Annotated in this window: 16 protein-coding genes; all 16 read right to left on the reverse strand. The window is 72.0% G+C overall.

Annotation, left to right across the window (positions count from 1 at the left end; genetic code table 11):
* Positions 1 to 16 precede the first annotated feature (16 nt).
* On the reverse strand, positions 17 to 922 hold the full coding sequence (locus IG62_RS0108805; protein WP_030799477.1) for a TIGR03620 family F420-dependent LLM class oxidoreductase: 906 nt from the start codon (positions 920 to 922) through the stop codon (positions 17 to 19).
* Positions 923 to 1,092: 170 nt separating this feature from the next.
* Entirely contained in the window at positions 1,093 to 2,601 is a 1,509-nt protein-coding gene (gene gatB / locus IG62_RS0108810; protein ID WP_030799482.1) for an Asp-tRNA(Asn)/Glu-tRNA(Gln) amidotransferase subunit GatB, read from the reverse strand.
* Between the two features lie 32 nt (positions 2,602 to 2,633).
* Positions 2,634 to 2,876, reverse strand: coding sequence for a hypothetical protein (locus IG62_RS0108815; RefSeq protein ID WP_030412837.1), 243 nt, complete (start codon positions 2,874 to 2,876; stop codon positions 2,634 to 2,636).
* Positions 2,873 to 4,366 (reverse strand): Asp-tRNA(Asn)/Glu-tRNA(Gln) amidotransferase subunit GatA, encoded by a 1,494-nt coding sequence (gatA, locus tag IG62_RS0108820; RefSeq protein WP_030799485.1) that lies wholly within the window; start codon positions 4,364 to 4,366, stop codon positions 2,873 to 2,875. The genes IG62_RS0108815 and gatA overlap by 4 nt, the downstream gene beginning before the upstream one ends.
* A 5-nt stretch (positions 4,367 to 4,371) precedes the next feature.
* Complete coding sequence (gene gatC / locus IG62_RS0108825; RefSeq protein ID WP_030799488.1) at positions 4,372 to 4,668, reverse strand: Asp-tRNA(Asn)/Glu-tRNA(Gln) amidotransferase subunit GatC; 297 nt, start codon at positions 4,666 to 4,668, stop codon at positions 4,372 to 4,374.
* 171 nt (positions 4,669 to 4,839) lie between these two features.
* Positions 4,840 to 5,244: a hypothetical protein gene (locus IG62_RS47105; RefSeq protein WP_158795008.1), complete on the reverse strand. Its 405-nt coding sequence runs from the start codon at positions 5,242 to 5,244 to the stop codon at positions 4,840 to 4,842.
* Positions 5,166 to 7,274 carry a putative bifunctional diguanylate cyclase/phosphodiesterase gene (locus tag IG62_RS0108830; RefSeq protein ID WP_030799490.1) on the reverse strand — a complete coding sequence of 703 codons (2,109 nt, stop codon included), beginning with the start codon at positions 7,272 to 7,274 and terminating at the stop codon, positions 5,166 to 5,168. Before IG62_RS0108830 ends, IG62_RS47105 begins: the two co-directional genes overlap by 79 nt.
* 156 nt (positions 7,275 to 7,430) lie before the next feature.
* Positions 7,431 to 9,647, reverse strand: a complete 2,217-nt coding sequence (gene ligA, locus IG62_RS0108835; protein WP_030799493.1) for an NAD-dependent DNA ligase LigA — start codon at positions 9,645 to 9,647, stop codon at positions 7,431 to 7,433.
* A gap of 30 nt (positions 9,648 to 9,677) precedes the next feature.
* Entirely contained in the window at positions 9,678 to 10,691 is a 1,014-nt protein-coding gene (locus tag IG62_RS0108840) for a methionine synthase (protein ID WP_030799495.1), read from the reverse strand.
* Between the two features lie 84 nt (positions 10,692 to 10,775).
* Positions 10,776 to 12,194 carry an MFS transporter gene (locus IG62_RS0108845; RefSeq protein ID WP_078871885.1) on the reverse strand — a complete coding sequence of 473 codons (1,419 nt, stop codon included), beginning with the start codon at positions 12,192 to 12,194 and terminating at the stop codon, positions 10,776 to 10,778.
* Between the two features lie 99 nt (positions 12,195 to 12,293).
* Positions 12,294 to 12,734 (reverse strand): MarR family winged helix-turn-helix transcriptional regulator, encoded by a 441-nt coding sequence (locus tag IG62_RS0108850; RefSeq protein WP_030799501.1) that lies wholly within the window; start codon positions 12,732 to 12,734, stop codon positions 12,294 to 12,296.
* Positions 12,735 to 12,790: 56 nt separating this feature from the next.
* Positions 12,791 to 13,480, reverse strand: a complete 690-nt coding sequence (locus IG62_RS0108855) for an SDR family oxidoreductase (RefSeq protein WP_030799502.1) — start codon at positions 13,478 to 13,480, stop codon at positions 12,791 to 12,793.
* 10 nt (positions 13,481 to 13,490) lie between these two features.
* Complete coding sequence (locus IG62_RS0108860) at positions 13,491 to 14,069, reverse strand: TIGR00730 family Rossman fold protein (protein ID WP_051797771.1); 579 nt, start codon at positions 14,067 to 14,069, stop codon at positions 13,491 to 13,493.
* 68 nt (positions 14,070 to 14,137) lie between these two features.
* Positions 14,138 to 15,514, reverse strand: a complete 1,377-nt coding sequence (gene gdhA / locus IG62_RS0108865) for an NADP-specific glutamate dehydrogenase (RefSeq protein WP_030799504.1) — start codon at positions 15,512 to 15,514, stop codon at positions 14,138 to 14,140.
* A gap of 220 nt (positions 15,515 to 15,734) precedes the next feature.
* Positions 15,735 to 16,919, reverse strand: coding sequence for a chorismate synthase (aroC, locus tag IG62_RS0108870; RefSeq protein ID WP_030799505.1), 1,185 nt, complete (start codon positions 16,917 to 16,919; stop codon positions 15,735 to 15,737).
* Entirely contained in the window at positions 16,916 to 18,106 is a 1,191-nt protein-coding gene (locus IG62_RS0108875) for a 3-hydroxybenzoate 6-monooxygenase (RefSeq protein ID WP_030799506.1), read from the reverse strand. The genes aroC and IG62_RS0108875 overlap by 4 nt, the downstream gene beginning before the upstream one ends.
* Between the last annotated feature and the right edge of the window lie 26 nt (positions 18,107 to 18,132).

The following is an 18,132-nucleotide window of genomic DNA, read 5'->3' on the forward strand; positions in this document are numbered from 1 at the left end:
GGGCCGCCCGGACGCATCAGTTCTCGATCAACGCCGGTGCCAGTTCCCGGAGTTGGTCCAGGCCCAGGCCCCGATCGGCGGCCAGGGGCTGGATCGCCACGTGGTCGGCGCCCGCGTCGAGGTGGTCCTGTACGCGCCGCCGGACGGTGTCCGCGTCGCCCCAGGCCACGAGCGCGTCGACCAAGCGGTCGCTGCCGCCGTCCGTGAAGTCGTCGTCGTCGAAGCCGAAGCGGCGCAGATTGCCGACGTAGTTGGGGAGTTGCAGGTAGAAGCGGGTGTGGTGCTCGCGGGCCAGGGCCCGGGCCTTGGCCGGGTCGGTCTCCAGGAGGACGGCCTGTTCGGGGGCGAGCAGCGGGCCGTGTCCGAGGATCTCGCGGGCGCGCGCGGTGTGTTCCGTGGGGACGAAGTACGGGTGGGCGCCGGCCGCGCGGTCCCGGGCGAGTTCGAGCATCTTCGGGCCGAGGGCTGCCAGGACGCGGGGCGGTGCGGGGTCGGTGAGCGGGCCCTCGTAGGGGGCGCGGTCCATCGCGTCGAGGTACGCGCGCATGGCGGCCAGCGGCTTGGTGTAGGTGTGGCCGCGGAGGCTGACGATCGGGGCGTGGCTGGCGCCGAGGCCGAGGACGAAGCGGCCGTCGTACGCCTCGGCGAGGGTGTGTGCGGCGCCGTTCGCCGCTGCGGCGTCGCGGCCCCAGATGTTGGCGATGCCGGTGGCGACGGTGAGGCGTTCGGTGGCGGCGAGGAGGAGTCCGGCGTGGCTGAACGCCTCCTTGGTGGCGGGACCCTCACCGAACCACAGGGCGCCGTAGCCGAGTTGCTCGATCTCGGCGGCCGCCCGGCGGGCGGTTGCCGCCGGTTCCCGGCCGAGTCCGCCGTGCCAGACCCCGATCCGTCCGATCCGCGAGGCGAGACCCTCGTGCTGCACGCGTTCCTCCTGCACCCGTTCCTCCACTGGCTGAGGGATGAAGATCCGTACCCTTGCACAGCATCCGGCCCGGGCCCGGCATTCCGCGCCCGCATCATCCGGTCGTACGCGCAGCGGCCGCCCTCCCGGAGGAGGACGGCCGCTGAAGCAGACAACCCGGCAGAGCCGGATCAGCCCTCGACGCCCAGCTTCTCCAGGATCAGTTCACGGACCCGCGCCGCGTCGGCCTGGCCGCGGGTGGCCTTCATGACCGCGCCGACCAGGGCGCCGGCCGCGGCCACCTTGCCGCCGCGGATCTTGTCGGCGATGGCGGCGTTGGCGGCGATCGCCTCGTCGACGGCGGTGCCCAGGGCGCCCTCGTCGGAGACGACCTTCAGGCCGCGCTTCTCGACGACCTCGTCCGGGGTGCCCTCGCCGGCGAGAACGCCCTCGATGACCTGACGGGCCAGCTTGTCGTTCAGGTCTCCCTTGGCGACGAGCTCGGCGACCCGCGCGACCTGCTCGGGGGTGATCGGCAGGGCAGCCAGCTCGATGCCGTCCTCGTTGGCGCGGCGGGCCAGTTCGCCCATCCACCACTTACGGGCCGCGGCGGCGTCCGCACCGGCCTCGACGGTGGCGACGATCAGGTCGACCGCACCCGCGTTGAGGATCGACTGCATGTCGTGCTCGCTGACGCCCCACTCCTCGCGGAGGCGGTTGCGGCGCAGGCGCGGCAGTTCGGGCAGGGTCGCGCGCAGTTCCTCGACCCACTCGCGGGAGGGGGCCACCGGGACGAGGTCCGGCTCGGGGAAGTAGCGGTAGTCCTCCGCCTCCTCCTTGATCCGGCCGGGCGTCGTGGAGCCGTCCTCCTCGTGGAAGTGGCGGGTCTCCTGGACGATCGTGCCGCCGGAGGAGAGCACCGCCGCGTGGCGCTGGATCTCGAAGCGGCAGGCGCGCTCGACGGAGCGGAGCGAGTTGACGTTCTTGGTCTCCGAGCGGGTGCCGAACTTCTCGGTGCCGTTGGGGCGCAGCGAGAGGTTCACGTCGCAGCGCATCTGGCCCTGCTCCATGCGGGCCTCGGAGACGCCGAGCGCCTTGATGAGCTCGCGCAGTTCGGCGACGTACGCCTTGGCGACCTCGGGGGCCCGCTCGCCCGCGCCCTCGATGGGCTTGGTGACGATCTCGATGAGCGGGATGCCGGCGCGGTTGTAGTCCAGGAGGGAGTGCCGGGCGCCGTGGATGCGGCCGGTGGCGCCGCCGACGTGCGTCGACTTGCCGGTGTCCTCCTCCATGTGGGCGCGCTCGATGTGCACCCGGAAGACCTCGCCGTCCTCCAGCTGTACGTCGAGGTAACCGTCGAAGGCGATCGGCTCGTCGTACTGGGAGGTCTGGAAATTCTTCGGCATGTCCGGATAGAAGTAGTTCTTCCGGGCGAAGCGGCACCAGTCCGCGATCTTGCAGTTGAGCGCCAGGCCGATCTTGATCGCCGACTCGACGCCGGTCGCGTTGACGACCGGGAGCGAGCCGGGCAGGCCGAGGCAGGTGGGGCAGGTCTGCGCGTTGGCGTCGGCGCCGAGGGCGGTGGAACACCCGCAGAACATCTTGGTCTTGGTGCCGAGTTCGACGTGGACCTCGAGCCCCATGACGGGGTCGTAGGCGGCCAGCGCGTCCTCGTACGACACCAGGTCGGTGACAGTCACGGTGAAACTAACCTCTCAGGGTCCGGCGCCGGTCAGTCCGCGAGGACGTCGTCGTCGCCCAGACGGCGCAGTTCGCGGATGAGCAGGGCGACGCCGGTGACGATGGCGGCGGCGGAGACGACGGCGTCGACCAGCTGGAGCGTGTCCTGCTCCACCCGCGCCTTCTTCGCCTGCTTGACGACGCTCACCGCGCCGAACAGCGTGGTGCCGATGGACAGGTACGTACCGGGCTTGGACTTCTTGAAGCCCTTGGCCTTGGCGAGCTTTCCACTCACAGTGACGGTGCCTCCTCAAGCAGCGGGTGACCCCACTTGGCGGTGAACGCGGCCTCGACCGCGGCGCCGACCTTGTAGAGCCGGTCGTCCTTCATGGCGGGGGCGACGATCTGCAGGCCCACCGGCAGCCCGTCCTCGGGTGCCAGTCCGCAGGGCAGCGACATGGCTGCGTTGCCTGCCAGGTTGACGGGGAGCGTGCACACGTCGGCGAGGTACATCGCCATCGGGTCGTCGGCACGCTCGCCGATCGGGAAGGCGGTGGTCGGCGTCGTCGGCGAGACGATCACGTCGACCTGCTCGAAGGCCTTCTCGAAGTCGCGGGTGATCAGCGTCCGCACCTTCTGGGCGGAGCCGTAGTACGCGTCGTAGTAGCCGGAGCTCAGCGCGTAGGTGCCGAGCATGATCCGGCGCTTGACCTCGGGGCCGAAGCCGGCCTCGCGGGTCAGGGCGGTGACGTCCTCGGCGGACTTCGTGCCGTCGTCGCCGACCCGCAGGCCGTAGCGCATGGCGTCGAAGCGGGCCAGGTTGGAGGAGCACTCGGACGGCGCGATCAGGTAGTACGCGGCGAGCGCGAGGTCGAAGGACGGGCAGTCCAGCTCGACGATCTCGGCGCCCATCTCCTTCATCAGCGCGACCGACTCGTCGAAGCGCTGCAGCACGCCGGCCTGGTAGCCCTCGCCGCGGAACTGCTTGACGACGCCGACCCGCATGCCCTCGACGCTGCCGTTGCGGGCCGCCTCGACGACCGGCGGGACGGGGGCGTCGATGGAGGTGGAGTCCATCGGGTCGTGCCCGGCGATCACCTCGTGGAGCAGCGCGGCGTCCAGGACCGTACGGGCGCAGGGCCCGCCCTGGTCGAGGGAGGACGAGAAGGCGACCATGCCGTAGCGGGAGACGCCGCCGTAGGTGGGCTTGACGCCGACCGTGCCGGTGACGGCGGCGGGCTGGCGGATGGAGCCGCCGGTGTCCGTGCCGATGGCGAGCGGGGCCTCGAAGGAGGCGAGGGCGGCGGAGGAGCCGCCGCCGGAGCCGCCGGGGATCTTGGTCAGGTCCCAGGGGTTGCCGGTCGGGCCGTAGGCGCTGTTCTCGGTGGAGGACCCCATGGCGAACTCGTCCATGTTGGTCTTGCCGAGGATGACGACGTCGGCGGCCTTGAGCTTCTTGGTGACCGTGGCGTCGTACGGCGGGATCCAGCCTTCGAGGATCTTGGAACCGACGGTGGTCGGGACGCCCTCGGTGGTGAAGATGTCCTTGAGCGCGAGCGGGACGCCGGCCAGCGGGCCGAGCTCCTCGCCGCGGGCCCGCTTCTCGTCGACGGCGCGGGCCTGCGCCAGCGCGCCCTCGCGGTCGATGTGGAGGAAGGCGTGCACCTTCTCGTCGACGGCCTCGATGCGGGCCAGGTGGGCCTCGGTCACCTCGACGGCGGTGAGCTCGCCGGAGGCGATCTTGGCCGCGATCTCGGCGGCGGTGAGCTTGATCAGGTCGGCCATGTCGGTCACTCCTCCCCCAGGATCTGCGGCACCTTGAAACGCTGCTGCTCCTGGGCCGGGGCGCCGGAGAGCGCCTGCTCGGGGGTCAGCGACGGACGGACCTCGTCCGGCCGCATGACGTTGGTCAGGGGCAGCGGGTGGGAGGTCGGCGGAACGTCTTGGTCGGCGACCTCGGAGACGCGGGCGACCGCGCCGATGATGTCGTCGAGCTGGGTGGCGAAGTGGTCGAGCTCTTCGTCCTTCAGCTCCAGACGTGCCAGCCGGGCGAGGTGGGCGACCTCCTCGCGCGTGATGCCAGGCATGCAGAGATCCTCTGGTGTTCTTGGCGGAGTGTTCTGGGCGGAGTGTTCCCCGTGGAGTGGTCTCGGCGAGCACTCCGGTGAACTTTTTCCGGCCCAATCCTATGGCGTACGGGTCAGCGGCCGCGAAACCGTTTCACCGGGGCGCGGCCCGCGCGGGCGGGCGCGCCCCGGTCAGCGGGGCTCGGGGGCCTGATCGGGCCCGTCGGGCCGGTCGCCGTCGTCCTCCGGTTCGCCGCTTTCTGCGGCTTCCGCGGCGGCTTCGGCTCGGCTGTCGTCGGTTGCTTCGGCTCGACCGTCGTCGGCTGCTTCGTCGGCTTCGCTGTCGGCTTGGGTATTGCTGTCGGCTTCGCCTTGGGTTTCGCGGTCGGCTTCGGCTACGGCTTCGCGGTCGGCTTCGGCTTCGCTGGTGATCTCGGGTTCGCTGTCCGTTTCGGGTTCGCTGGTGTTCTCGGCTTCGCTGAGTTCGGAGCGGGGACACGGGACGGCCGGTGGCCGGGTCAGTTCAGGACCTGTCCGGAAGGGCGCTCGGCTGCCTTCTCCGCCGCCAGGGCGGCCGTCTCCGATTCGCGGTGCCAACCGTGCTCACCGCGGGCCCTCAGCCAGGCCGTGGTCTCGTCGGGCGGCATCGCGGCCGCCACCAGCCAGCCCTGGACGGCGTCGCAACCGAGGTCGCGCAGCCGTTCCCAGGTCTCGTCGTCCTCCACGCCCTCGGCGACGACCAGGAGGCCGAGCGAATGGGCCAGGTCGAGGGTGCAGCGGACGATCTCGGCGTCCTCCGTGTCGACGGCCAGCCGGGCCACGAAGGAGCGGTCGATCTTCAGCTCGCTGACCGGGAGGCGGCGGAGGTGGACGAGGGAGGAGTAGCCGGTGCCGAAGTCGTCCAGCGACATCTTCACGCCGTGGGCGGTGAGCCCGGCGAGCGTGTCGGCGGCCCGCTGTGGATCCTCCAGCAGGACGTGCTCGGTTATCTCCAGTTGGAGGGCGCCCGGTGGGACGCGATGTCGGGCGAGCCGGGCCGCGACGGCGCCGGCGAAGCCCGGGGAGTGCACGTCGCGGGGGGAGACGTTGACCGCGACCGGGACCTCCAGGCCCATCGCGCGCCAGCGCGCCACCTGGGCGAGCGCGGTTTCCAGGACGTACTCGGTGAGCCGGGGCATCAGGCCGGAGGACTCGGCGATCGCGATGAACTCGTCGGGGGGTACCCGGCCGCGGTCGGGGTGCACCCAGCGGACCAGTGCCTCCAGCCCGGCGACATGTCCGTCGAATCCCACCTTGGGCTGGTAGTGCAGCTCGACGTCGCCGGCGTCCAGGGCGCGCCGCAGATCGCCCAGCAGGCCGAGCCGGTCGGGGGTGTTGCCGTCGCGCTTGGCCTCGTAGAGCTCGACGCCGCTGCGGTCCCGCTTGGCCTGGTACATCGCCACATCGGCGCGGCGCAGCAGGCCTTCGGCGTCCAGGGCGTGGTCGGGAAAGACGGCGACCCCCGCGCTGGCTTCGAGCACGAGGGTCAGCCCGTCGAGGTCCAGCGGGGAACTGAGGGCCGCGACGAGATTGCGGGCCACCCGCTGGGAGCTGGTGAGGGAGTCGGTGGTGGGCAGCAGGACGGCGAACTCGTCGCCGCCGAGCCGGGCCGCCTCGGCGCCGCGCGGGAGGGCGTGCCGCAGCCGGTCGGCGATCTGCAGCAGCAGGCGGTCGCCGGCGAGGTGGCCGAGGGTGTCGTTGACGGAGCGGAAGCGGTCCAGGTCGATGAGGACCAGGGCCGAGCGGGCGCCGATCCGCTCGGCCTCGTCCAACGCGGTCCAGGTGCGCTCCAGCAGCCACTGGCGGTTGGGCAGGCCGGTGAGCGGGTCGCGCAGCTGCTCCTCGGCGCGGGCCCGGGCTATCCAGAGCGTGGAGTCCAGCGCGATCAGCGGGACCGCGAACAGCGGCAGCAGCAACGGGGCGTTGACCGCGCAGACGGCGATCAGCGGGGCGATGCCGAGCAGGGCGATGCCGACCAGGGCCTGGCGGACGACCGCGGTGCGGGGGATGGCGGGGAGCTGGCCGCTGCGCGGGGTGAGGCTGAGCCACAGCAGGCCACGGCTGACGAAGAGGTAACCGCCCGCGGTGACGACCACTTCGGGGAGGACGGAGAGGTCCCAGGCGAGCGGGGTCCACGGCTGGCGGACGGTGGAGACCACGCCGAACGCGGCGAGGCCGAGCGCCGCGGCGCCGATGCCGAGGACGTCGACGGCGCCGTGCACCACGGCCTGCCGCCAGCGGTGCCGGCGGGCGGCGCCGACCAGCATGACGACGGAGAGGCTGACCAGGGTGGCCGGGACCCAGCCGTACAGCAGCAGGACGGCGAGGGCGAGCGCCGCGCCGGAGCCCGTGCCGCCCCACCAGCGGTCGCGGCCGAGGGCGACGAGGTGGCCGACGATGACGCCGGTCAGGATCGCCAGCGACCATCCCACCGAGCCTCCGGGGAACAGCGCGTCACCTACGCCCAGAGTCCGGAACACGCCCGTGGCGAGCGCGAGGCTCGCCACGGTGACGATGGCCGCGGGCAACGCGGGCACGACGAGCTGCCGGAGCCGCGACGCCGGAGCGGCGCTGTCGGTCGGTTTCATTCCGATCCCTCTCACAGCCGGCTGTGCCCGCGCCACGGCAGGCGCACTCCTCAACAGTAGGCCGCGGAAGGCCGCCGCGGGCAGCGATCGGCGACGGTTGCCCGAATGCGACCCGGCATCCTGGATCAATCTGGTATGCGCCGATGGGGTGACACCTCACTCCTCCTCAGGCGGAGTGACAGCTACCGCTCGTGCCGCCTCGGGACCCTGTTCCAGCAGCACCGCGAAGCCGTCATCGTCCAGTACCGGGACCTTCAACTGCATCGCCTTGTCGTACTTCGAACCGGGGTTGTCGCCCACCACCACGAAACCGGTCTTCTTCGAAACGGAACCGGTCACCTTCGCTCCGAGGTTCTGGAGGGCCTCTTTCGCGCCATCTCTTGTGTGTGACTGAAGTGTGCCCGTTACGACGACGGTGACGCCTTCGAGGGGGCGCGGGCCCTCGTCACCCGTTTGCTCCTCCTCCATTCGGACGCCGGCGGCCCGCCACTTCTCGATGATCTCGCGGTGCCAGTCCTCGGCGAACCACTGCTTCAACGACGCGGCGATGGTGGGCCCGACGCCGTCCACGGCGGCCAGCTCGGCCTCCTCCGCGTCCCGGATGCGGTCGATCGAGCGGAACTCCCGCGCCAGCGCCTCGGCCGCCACGGGCCCCACGTGCCGGATGGACAGACCGGTCAGGATGCGGGCCAGCGGGCGCTCCTTGGCGGCCTGGATGTTCTCCAGCATCGCGAGGGTGTTCTTCTTCGGCTCGCCCTTCTGGTTGGCGAAGAACGTGACGACCTTCTCCTCGCCGGTCTTCGGGTCGCGCTTGGGCAGCCCGGAATCGGGGTCGAGGACGTACGACTTGATGGGCAGCAGCTGCTCGACGGAGAGGCCGAACAGATCGCCCTCGTCCTTCAGCGGCGCCTCGGTGGGCTCCAGCGGCTGGCTCAGGGCGGTGGCCGCGACATATCCGAAATTCTCGATGTCCAGGCATTTGCGACCGGCGAGGTAGAACAGCCGCTCACGGATCTGCGCGGGGCAGGAGCGGTTGTTGGGGCACCGCAGGTCGATGTCGCCTTCCTTGGCGGGCTGCAGGGCCGTGCCGCACTCGGGGCACTCGGCCGGCATCACGAACTCCCGCTCGCCGCCGTCCCGCAGGTCGACCACCGGGCCCAGGATCTCGGGGATGACGTCGCCGGCCTTGCGGATCACGACGGTGTCCCCGATCAGCACCCCCTTGGCCTTGACCACGTCCTGGTTGTGCAGGGTCGCGAACTCCACCTCGGACCCGGCGACCGTGACCGGCTCGACCACGGCATACGGCGTGACCCGGCCGGTGCGGCCGACGCCGACCCGGATGTCCACCAGCTTGGTGTTGACCTCCTCCGGGGGGTACTTCCAGGCGATCGCCCAGCGCGGGGCGCGCGACGTCGAGCCCAGCCGGCCCTGGAGGCGGATCTCGTCCAGCTTGACGACCACGCCGTCGATCTCGTGCTCCACGGCCGTGCGGCGGGTCTCGGGGTCGCCGTAGTGGGCGATGAACTCCCGCACCGCTTCGAGGGAGTCGACGACCCTGTTGTGCGTGGCCGTCGGCAGGCCCCACTCCTTGAGCAGGTCGTACGCCTCCGAGAGCCGGTCGATCTCCAGGCCGTCGCGGGCACCGAGGCCGTGGACGACCATGTGCAGCGGGCGACTGGCCGTGATCTTGGGGTCCTTCTGGCGCAGCGAACCGGCCGCGGCGTTGCGGGGGTTGGCGAACGGCGGCTTGCCGTCGGCCACCAGCCGCTCGTTGAGCTGGAGGAACTTCTCCATGGGGAAGTAGACCTCGCCGCGCACCTCGACCAGGGCCGGAATCCGGTCACCCTTCAGGCGGTTGGGAATGTCGGCGATCGTCCGGACATTGGGGGTGATGTCCTCGCCCGTGCGGCCGTCGCCGCGGGTGGCGGCGCGGGTCAGCCGGCCGTGCTCGTAGGTGAGGTTGACGGCGAGGCCGTCGACCTTGAGCTCGCACAGGAAGTGGTAGCCCGCGCCCTTGGGGGCGCCGCCCAGCTCACCGGCGAGCCGCTCCGCCCAGGCCGCCAACTCCTCTTCGTCGAAGGCGTTGTCGAGCGAGAGCATCCGCTCGCGGTGCTCGACCTCGGTGAATTCCGTCGCGTACGCACCGGCGACCTTCTGGGTCGGGGAGTCCGGGGTGCGCAGCTCGGGGTGCTCGTTCTCCAGTGCTTCCAGGGAGCGCAGCAGCCGGTCGAACTCGGCGTCGCTGATGACCGGAGCGTCCTTCACGTAATAGCGGAAGCGGTGCTCCTCGATCTGCTCAGCGAGCTGCGCGTGCTCCTCCCGCGCCGCGGTGGGCACCTTGGATTGCGCTGCGTGCTGTTCGCCAGCCACCGTCTTGTCCTCCCGTGTCCTTGAGTGCGGTCACTCAGGGTTGTCTGCGAGCGACCTCGCTGCCCGGACGCAATGGGCGAGCACCGAACGGGCATATCCGGGCGAAGCGCCCGCGAGCCCGCACGACGGGGTGACCACCACGGACTCGCTGAGAGTCCCCGGTGCCAGCCCCAGCCTGCGCCAGAGCGTCCTGACACCCATGACGCTACCGGCAGGGTCTGACAATCGGCCGTCCACGCCCGGCACCACGCCCGCGAACAGCGCCGTACCGCTCTCGACGGCTTCCCCGATCGCCTCCTCCTCACGCTCGGTGAGCAGCGCGAAATCGAACGAGATGCCCGTGACTCCGGCCCGCCGCAGCAGCCCGAACGGCACCTCGGGCGCGCAGGAGTGGACGACCACGGGCCCTCCCTGCGCCACCGCCACGAGATCGCGCAGCGCGCCCTCGACCACGGCCCGGTCCACGGCCCGGTGCGTCCGGTACCCGCTCGCGCTCTTCACCCGCCCCTGGAGCACCGCGGTCAGCGACGGCTCGTCGAGCTGGAGGACGACCTTCGCCCCCGGCACCCGGCGCCGGACGTCCGCGAGATGGCCGCGCAGCCCCTCCGCCAGCGACGCCGCGAGGTCCCGGCAGGCGCCGGGGTCGCTGAGGGCGGCCTCGCCGTTGCGCAGTTCCAGGGCGGTGGCCAGCGTCCAGGGCCCGACCGCGGAGACCTTCAGCGGGCCCTCGTAGCCCTGGGTGAACTCTTCCAGGGCGTCGAGGTCCTCGCCGAGCCAGGAGTGCGCCCGCCGGGTGTCCCGGCCGGGCCGGTCGCTGATCCGCCAGCCGCTGGGCTCCACATGGCCGTAGACCTCGACGAGCATCCCCAGGGTGCGTCCGATCATGTCGGCGCCGGGGCCCCGCGCCGGGAGTTCCGGCAGATACGGGAAGGTCTCCAGCGACCCGGTGACGGTCTTGGCCGCCTCCCGCGCGTCCCCGCCGGGCATCGACCCGATACCGGTCGCCGCGCCCGCTGCCCACTCGTACGTGCTGTTCTCGCTCACCCCGGAAGGGTATGCGGCGGCGGGCCCGGGTGGCGTACCCCGGGCCCGCCGCCGCACGCACCCGCCTCCGGGACGTGCGGTCCCTCACCGACGGCCGCGCACGCCCAGCCAGCCGGTCACCGCGGCCACCGCCAGCGCTCCGGCCGTGAGGGCGAAGGCGGCCTGCGCGCCCGGGTGGCCACCACCGGCCGCGGTGAGCACCGCGCCCATCCCGGCGATGCCGACCAGCGAGCCGATCTGGCGGTTGGCGTTGAGGGTGGCGCTGCCGATGTCGGCGTGTTCGCGGCCGGCGGCCTCCATCAGGACGCCGGTCAGTGCCGGGGAGCTGATCCCGCTGCCGATGTTGGTGACGGCGAGGACCACCGCGAGGACCCAGTACGGCAGTCCGGGCCGGACGATCAGGAAGAGCACGACATATCCGGCCGCGGAGACGGCGAGGGAGGCGGTGAGCGCGGTCCGGTTGCCGAGGCGGTGCCCGATCCGGGCGTAGAGCATGTTGCCGAACGGCAGGATCAGCACGGCCGGGAGCATCTGGAGGCCGGCGGTCACCGCGCTCGCGCCGCGGGCCGTCTGGAGGAACAGCCCGAGGACGAACAGGGCGCCGTAGAAGGCGAAGTTGAAGAGGAAGCCGACCACGTTGGCCGCCGAGAACCGGCTGTCCGAGAAGAGCGCGACCGGCAGGATCGGCGTACGGGCAGTCCGTTCCCGGACGACGAAACCGGCCACCGCAACCACGGTGAGCGCGAAGGCGCCCAGCACGAGCGGCGCGGACCAGCCCTGGTCCGGTCCTTCGATGAGGGCGTAGCTGAGCGCTCCGAGGGCGAGCAGCCCGAGGACGTGGCCGGTGCCGCCGAGCGCCGAACCGCGGGCCGGGACCGCCGCGATCACCCGGCGGGTGAGCAGCAGCCCGGCGACGCCGATGGGGAGGTTGACCAGGAAGATGGAGCGCCACCCCAGGGTGCCCACCAGGAGGCCGCCGATGGTCGGGGCGAGGCCCACGGAGGTGGAGACGATCGCCGACCAGATGCCGAGGATCCTGGCCCGGCGGGCCGGTTCGGGGAAGGCGTTCATCAGCAGCGACAGCGAGCTGGGCATGAACAGCGCGGCGCCGACGCCCTGGGCGAAGCGGGCCGCCACCAGGACGGTGCCGTCCGGGGCCGCGGCGCCGAGCAGGGAGGCGGCGGTGAACGCGGCGAGGCCGACGAGGTAGATCCGGCGGGCGCCGTATCGCTTCGCCAGCGAGCCGGCGAGCAGCAGCAGCGCGGCGAAGGCGAGGACATAGCCGTCGACGACCCAGGTGAGGCCGGCCATGCTCAGGCCGAGGCGGGCCCGCAGGTCGTGTGCCGCGACGTTCATGATGCCGGTGTCCAGGCTGGCCATCACGAACCCGAGGGCAAGAACGAGGAGTTGGAGCCCACCACGGGCCGCCGGTGTGGCCGGTGCGGCCGGCGCCTCGGAGGTCTCGCGCGCCGGGCCGCGCGCCGTCGCCTTCTCAGTGATCATGCAATGCAGTTAAAGCTGTAACCATCACTCGGCGCAATGGTTACAGCTATAACTTTACGAAAGGCATACGGAACCGCCGGCGCCCTCCCGGCGCAGGGGTCAGTCGCCCCGCCCCAGGGCCTTCAGCAGGTCGTCGCGCAACGCGGCCCGCTCCTCGTGCGTGAGGTGGTCCAGCGGCGACGCGGTGCCCATCCGGCGCAGCAGGTCGAGCCGCAACTCCCGCCCCGCCTCGGTCAGTACGAGCTGCTTGGCCCGGCCGTCCAGTGGATGCGGCTGCCGCACCACCATGCCCTGCTTCTCCAGCTTGGAGATGACATAGGTGACATTGGGCGGTTCGCAGCAGAGCACCCCGGCCAGCTCCCGCGCGGTCTTCGGCTCGCCGAGCTCCTCCAGCGCCTTGGCCTGCGTCGGGGTCAGGTCCAGCTCGGTGATCCGGCTGCGCTGATGGGCGTCCAGCCGGCGGCTCAGTTCGGCCACGAGTCCCCGGATCTCCCGGAACCCGCACCCCGCCGCCGCGGTCGACTTCGCTTCAGTGGTCACTCTTGCAGCGTACGTCGCCGCGGCGGTCCTGGAGGTGGCCCCGTGGACCACGATCCTCAGTGTCCCGGGCGCACCGAGACGTCGTTGATCTCCGCGTCCCGCGGCAGGTCGATGGCGGCGAGGATGGCCGTGGCCACCGACTCCGGGTCGATCCAGCGGGACGGGTCGTACTCCTTGCCCTCCTGCTGGTGGGTGCTCTCCTGCATCGGCGTGGCCGTGCGCCCCGGGTAGACCGAGGTCACCCGCACGCCGTTGCCGTGCTCCTCCGCCCGCAGGGAGTCGGCCAGCGCCTTCAGGCCATGCTTGCTCGCCGCGTACGCGCTCCAGTTGGCGTGCGCGTTCAGCCCCGCGCCGGAGTTGACGAAGACCACATGGCCCTTGGCGTGCCGCACCAGCGGCAGCAGCAGCCGGGTCAGCTCGGCCGGCGCCACCAGGTTGGCGGCGAGCTGCCGCTGCCACGCCTTGGCCGGCAGATCACCGACCGCGCCCAGCTCGATGACGCCCGCGATGTGCTGGAGGGAGTCGATCCGGTCCGGCAGCGACTGCTGGCCGAGCGCCCAGGACAGCTTCTCGGGGTTGGCCAGGTCGCCCACGATCACATGGGCCGTGGGGAACTGCGCGGCGAGTTCCTTCGCGCGGACCGCGCTGCGCGCCAGCAGCCACAGCTCCTCGCCGCGCTCCGCCAGCCGCCGTGCGACCGCCGCCCCGATGCCCGACCCTGCGCCCGTGATCAAGTGCGTACCCATGGGCCCGATCCTAACGAGCCGGCCCACCGGGCGGCGGGACGGCGGCTGCGCCCGTGAAGCCCGCCTTCTCCTCCAGATAGGCCAGCGCGCCGACCCCGTCCGCCGCGAAGAACACCAGGTCGGTGAGGGGAAGCGGCAGGAAACCCTCGTCCTCCATGCGCCGGAACTGCTCGTGCAACCCGTCGTAGAAGCCGGCGGTGTTCAGCAGCACGACGGGCTTGCTGTGCAGCCCGTGCTTGCGCAGCTCCAGGATCTCGGTGGCCTCGTCGAGGGTGCCGGTGCCGCCGACCATGATGACGATGGCGTCGGCGCGGGCGAGCATCTCCGCCTTGCGCTCGGCGAGGTCCTTGGTGACGACCATCTCGTCGGCGCCCGCGCGCGCCTTGTGCGCCAGGAATTCCACCGAGATCCCGATCAGCTTCCCGCCGGCCTCCTGCACCCCGTCGGCCATGACCTTCATCAGCCCGGTGTCCGAACCGCCCCACACCAGCGCGTGCCCGCCCTTGCCGATCAGCTCGGCGAACCGGCGGGCCGGGACGACATAGCGGTCGTCGAGGTCGGCGGCGGAGCAGAAGACGCAGATGTTCATGCGGGCCACCTTACGAGCCGGGGGCGGCGGGGCGGCCGCCGCGCAGGCGCGCGCCCCGCCGCCCGCGGTCAGATCAGGCCCTGGTCGAGCATCGCGTCCGCGACCCGCTCGAAGCCCGCGATGTTGGCGCCCGCGACGTAGTCGCCGGGCCGCCCGAACCGGTCGGCGGTCTCGTGGCAGGTGCGGTGGATGCCGCGCATGATCGCCGCCAGCTCGCCCTCGGTCCGCTCGAAGGACCAGGTGTCCCGCGCGGAGTTCTGCCGCATCTCCAGCGCGCTGGTCGCCACCCCGCCCGCGTTGGCGGCCTTGCCGGGGCCGAAGGCCACCCCGGCCTCCTTGAAGAGCGCCACCGCGTCCGGCGTGGTCGGCATGTTCGCGCCCTCGGACACCGCCTTGACGCCGTTGCGGACCAGGATCCGGGCCGCCTCCGCGTCCAGCTCGTTCTGGGTCGCCGAGGGCAGCGCGACGTCACAGGCGACGTCCCACACCCGGCCGCCGGGCACGTACCGGGCCGACACCCCGCGCCGCTCGGCGTACGCGCTGATCCGGCCGCGCTCGACCTCCTTGATCTGCCGCAGCAGCGCCAGGTCGATGCCCTTCTCGTCGACGACGTAGCCGCCGGAGTCCGAGGCGGTCACCACATTTGCGCCGAGGGCCTGCGCCTTCTCGATGGTGTAGAGGGCGACGTTGCCGGAACCGGACACCACGACCTGCTGGCCGTCCAGCTCCTCCCCGCGCACCTTGAGCATCTCCTGCGTGAACAGCACATTGCCGTAACCGGTGGCCTCGGTACGGGCCTTGGAGCCGCCCCAGGACAGCCCCTTGCCGGTCAGCACCCCGGCCTCCCAGCGGTTGGTGATCCGCCGGTACTGGCCGAAGAGGTAGCCGATCTCCCGGCCGCCGACGCCGATGTCACCGGCCGGTACGTCGGTGTGCTCGCCGAGGTGGCGGTGGAGTTCGGTCATGAACGACTGGCAGAACCGCATCACCTCGGCGTCCGACCTCCCGTGCGGGTCGAAGTCGCTGCCGCCCTTGCCGCCGCCGATGTTCAGGCCGGTCAGGGCGTTCTTGAAGATCTGCTCGAAGCCGAGGAACTTCACGATCCCGAGGTTCACGGACGCGTGGAAGCGCAGCCCGCCCTTGTAGGGGCCGAGGGCGCTGTTGAACTCCACCCGGAAGCCGCGGTTGACGTGGACCGTGCCGGCGTCGTCCTGCCAGGGCACCCGGAACATGATCTGCCGCTCGGGCTCGCAGATCCGCTCCAGGATCTTCGCCTCGGCGAACTCCGGCCGAGCGGCGAGCACGGGCTCCAGCGTCTCCAGCACCTCCAGGGCCGCCTGGTGGAACTCGGGCTCACCCGGGTTCCGGCGCACCAGCTCGGCGTACAGGGATGCCGGGCCGGGCTGCTGCGCGCCGGACCTGACCCCAGACTGAACAGTCGACATATGGACTTCCGTTCCGTTCGTGGCCGCGAAGGCCCCACCTCTGACGCCCCGTGCTGGCCGACCTTACTCGGCGCCCATGACCCCCCGGGGCGCTCATCGCCAGGTCCGGCCCGGGGTGTCACGAACGCCACACCGCGCGCGCTCCCGGGCCGGTCCCGCAACCACCCCCGGGGAGCGGCCACCGGTTGACACCGCTGCCCCGGCCACCTCGGCGGACGGGTCAGGTGATCGCCAGGGTGTCGAGGAAGCCCCGGACGTTGCGGCGGGTCTCGGCCACGCTGTCGCCCCCGAATTTCTCCACTATTGCGTCGGCGAGGACGAGGGCGACCATGGCCTCGGCCACGATCCCGGCGGCCGGCACGGCGCAGACGTCGGAGCGCTGGTGGTGCGCCGTGGCCGCCTCACCGGTGCTGACGTCCACCGTCGCCAGCGCCCGCGGCACGGTCGCGATCGGCTTCATGGCCGCCCGGACGCGCAGCAGCTCACCCGTCGACAGCCCGCCCTCGGTCCCACCGGAGCGGCCCGAGGCGCGGCGGATGCCCTGGCCGGTGGGAACGATCTCGTCATGTGCCCGCGAACCCGGCACCCGCGCCAGCTCGAAGCCGTCACCGACCTCCACCCCCTTGATCGCCTGAATGCCCATGAGCGCGGCGGCAAGACGGGCGTCCAGACGACGGTCCCAGTGGACGTGCGAGCCGAGGCCCACCGGCACCCCGTAGGCCAGCACCTCGACCACCCCGCCCAGGGTGTCACCGTCCTTGTGGGCCTGGTCGATCTCCGCGACCATCGCCTTCGAGGCGTCCGCGTCCAGGCAGCGCACCGGGTCCGCGTCCAGCCGCTCGACGTCGGAGGGCTCGGGGTGGACCCCGTACGGCGCCTTGGCCGCCGCCAGCTCCACCACGTGCGAGACGATCTCGATGCCCGCGGTCTCCTTGAGGAAGGAGCGGGCCACCGCGCCCAGGGCGACCCGGGCCGCGGTCTCCCGGGCCGAGGCGCGCTCCAGGATGGGGCGGGCCTCGTCGAAACCGTACTTCTGCATTCCGGCGAGGTCGGCGTGACCGGGGCGCGGGCGGGTCAGCGGCGCGTTGCGGCCCAGTTCGACCAGCTCCGCCTCGTCCACCGGGTCGGCCGCCATCACCTGGTCCCACTTGGGCCACTCGGTGTTGCCGACCATGATCGCCACCGGCGAGCCCAGCGAGCGGCCGTGCCGTACCCCGCCGAGGAAGGTGACCGCGTCCCGCTCGAAGGCCATGCGCGCACCGCGTCCGTGGCCCAGCCGGCGGCGGGCCAGGGCGTTCGCCACCAGCTCCGTGGTGACCGGGACCCCGGCCGGGAGGCCCTCCAGCGTCGCCACCAGTGCGGGGCCGTGCGACTCCCCCGCCGTCAGCCAGCGCAGCCTGCTCAACGGTCCGCTCCGGCGCCGAAGTCCCGTTCGCCGTGCAGCCATTGGACGGTGTCGTACAGGTCGTCCACGGTCATGGCGGCGAGCATGGCGTTGCGCTCGCGGGCCGCCCCGCCGGCCGGGTGGTAGAGCTGCCGGCCCATCTCCCGGGCCACCAGCTGGGTCTTCGCGGTGCGTTCGTGCCGGACCGCGTGGTACTTCTCCAGGCGCTGGACGACGTCGGCGGCCGGGCCGTCGAGGAGTTCGCCGAGGACCACGGCGTCCTCCAGGGCCTGGCAGGCGCCCTGGGCGGCGTACTGGAGCATCGGGTGCGCGGCGTCGCCGAGGAGGGCCACCCGGCCGTCGGTCCAGCGGTCGGCCGGGTCGCGGTCGCAGAGCACCCAGGCCTTCCAGTTCTCGCCGAGCTCCAGCAGCCGGCGGGCGGTGGTGCCGAGGTCGGGGAATTCGGCGAGCACCCGGTCGCGGTCGGCGGGGAGGCCGGCCACCGCCTCGGTCGCGCCGTCGTCGCGGGTGGCGGCGAGGTTGAGGAACGCACCGCCGCCGACGGGGTAGTGGACGAAGTGCCACTTGGGTCCGGCCCACAGGGTGACGGTGTTCCAGCGCAGGTCCTCGGGGACCTTGGCCATGGGGATGACGGAGCGGTAGATGGTGTGACCGGAGACCCGGGGGTCGCCGTCGCCGAGGAGCTGGCCGCGGACGGTGGAGCGGATGCCGTCGGCGCCGATGAGGGCGTCCCCGGTGAGCCGTTCGCCGCCGGCGAGTACGGCGGTGACCGAGCCGGCGTCCTGCTCGTAGCGGACGACCGGGCTGTCGGTGCGCAGTGCGATGCCGTCGGCGGCCCGGCAAGCGGCCAGCAGCGGTTCGTACAGGCAGGTGCGGTGGACCACGGCGTAGGGGTTGTGAAAGCGGGTGCGGTAGGCGCCGGTGAGCGGCATCGACCGGACCGTGCGGCCGGTGGTGCCGTCCATGAAGCGCAACTCGTCGATGAAGACGGCCCGTTCGCGAACCGCGTCGCCGACGCCGAGCCGGTCCAGGGCGTGGAAGGCGTTGGGGCCGAGCTGGATGCCGGCGCCGAGTTCGGTGAAGGAGTCCCGGCGTTCCAGGACGGTCACCCGGTGTCCGTGCCGGGCGGTGGCCAGTGCCGCCGCGAGGCCGCCCACGCCGCCGCCGGCGATGAGTATCTTCGCCATGTCATGCCTTTCGTTGCGTAGTTGTG

It is taken from the genome of Streptomyces sp. NRRL S-337, from assembly GCF_000720175.1.
GTDB lineage: Bacteria > Actinomycetota > Actinomycetes > Streptomycetales > Streptomycetaceae > Streptomyces > Streptomyces siderophoricus.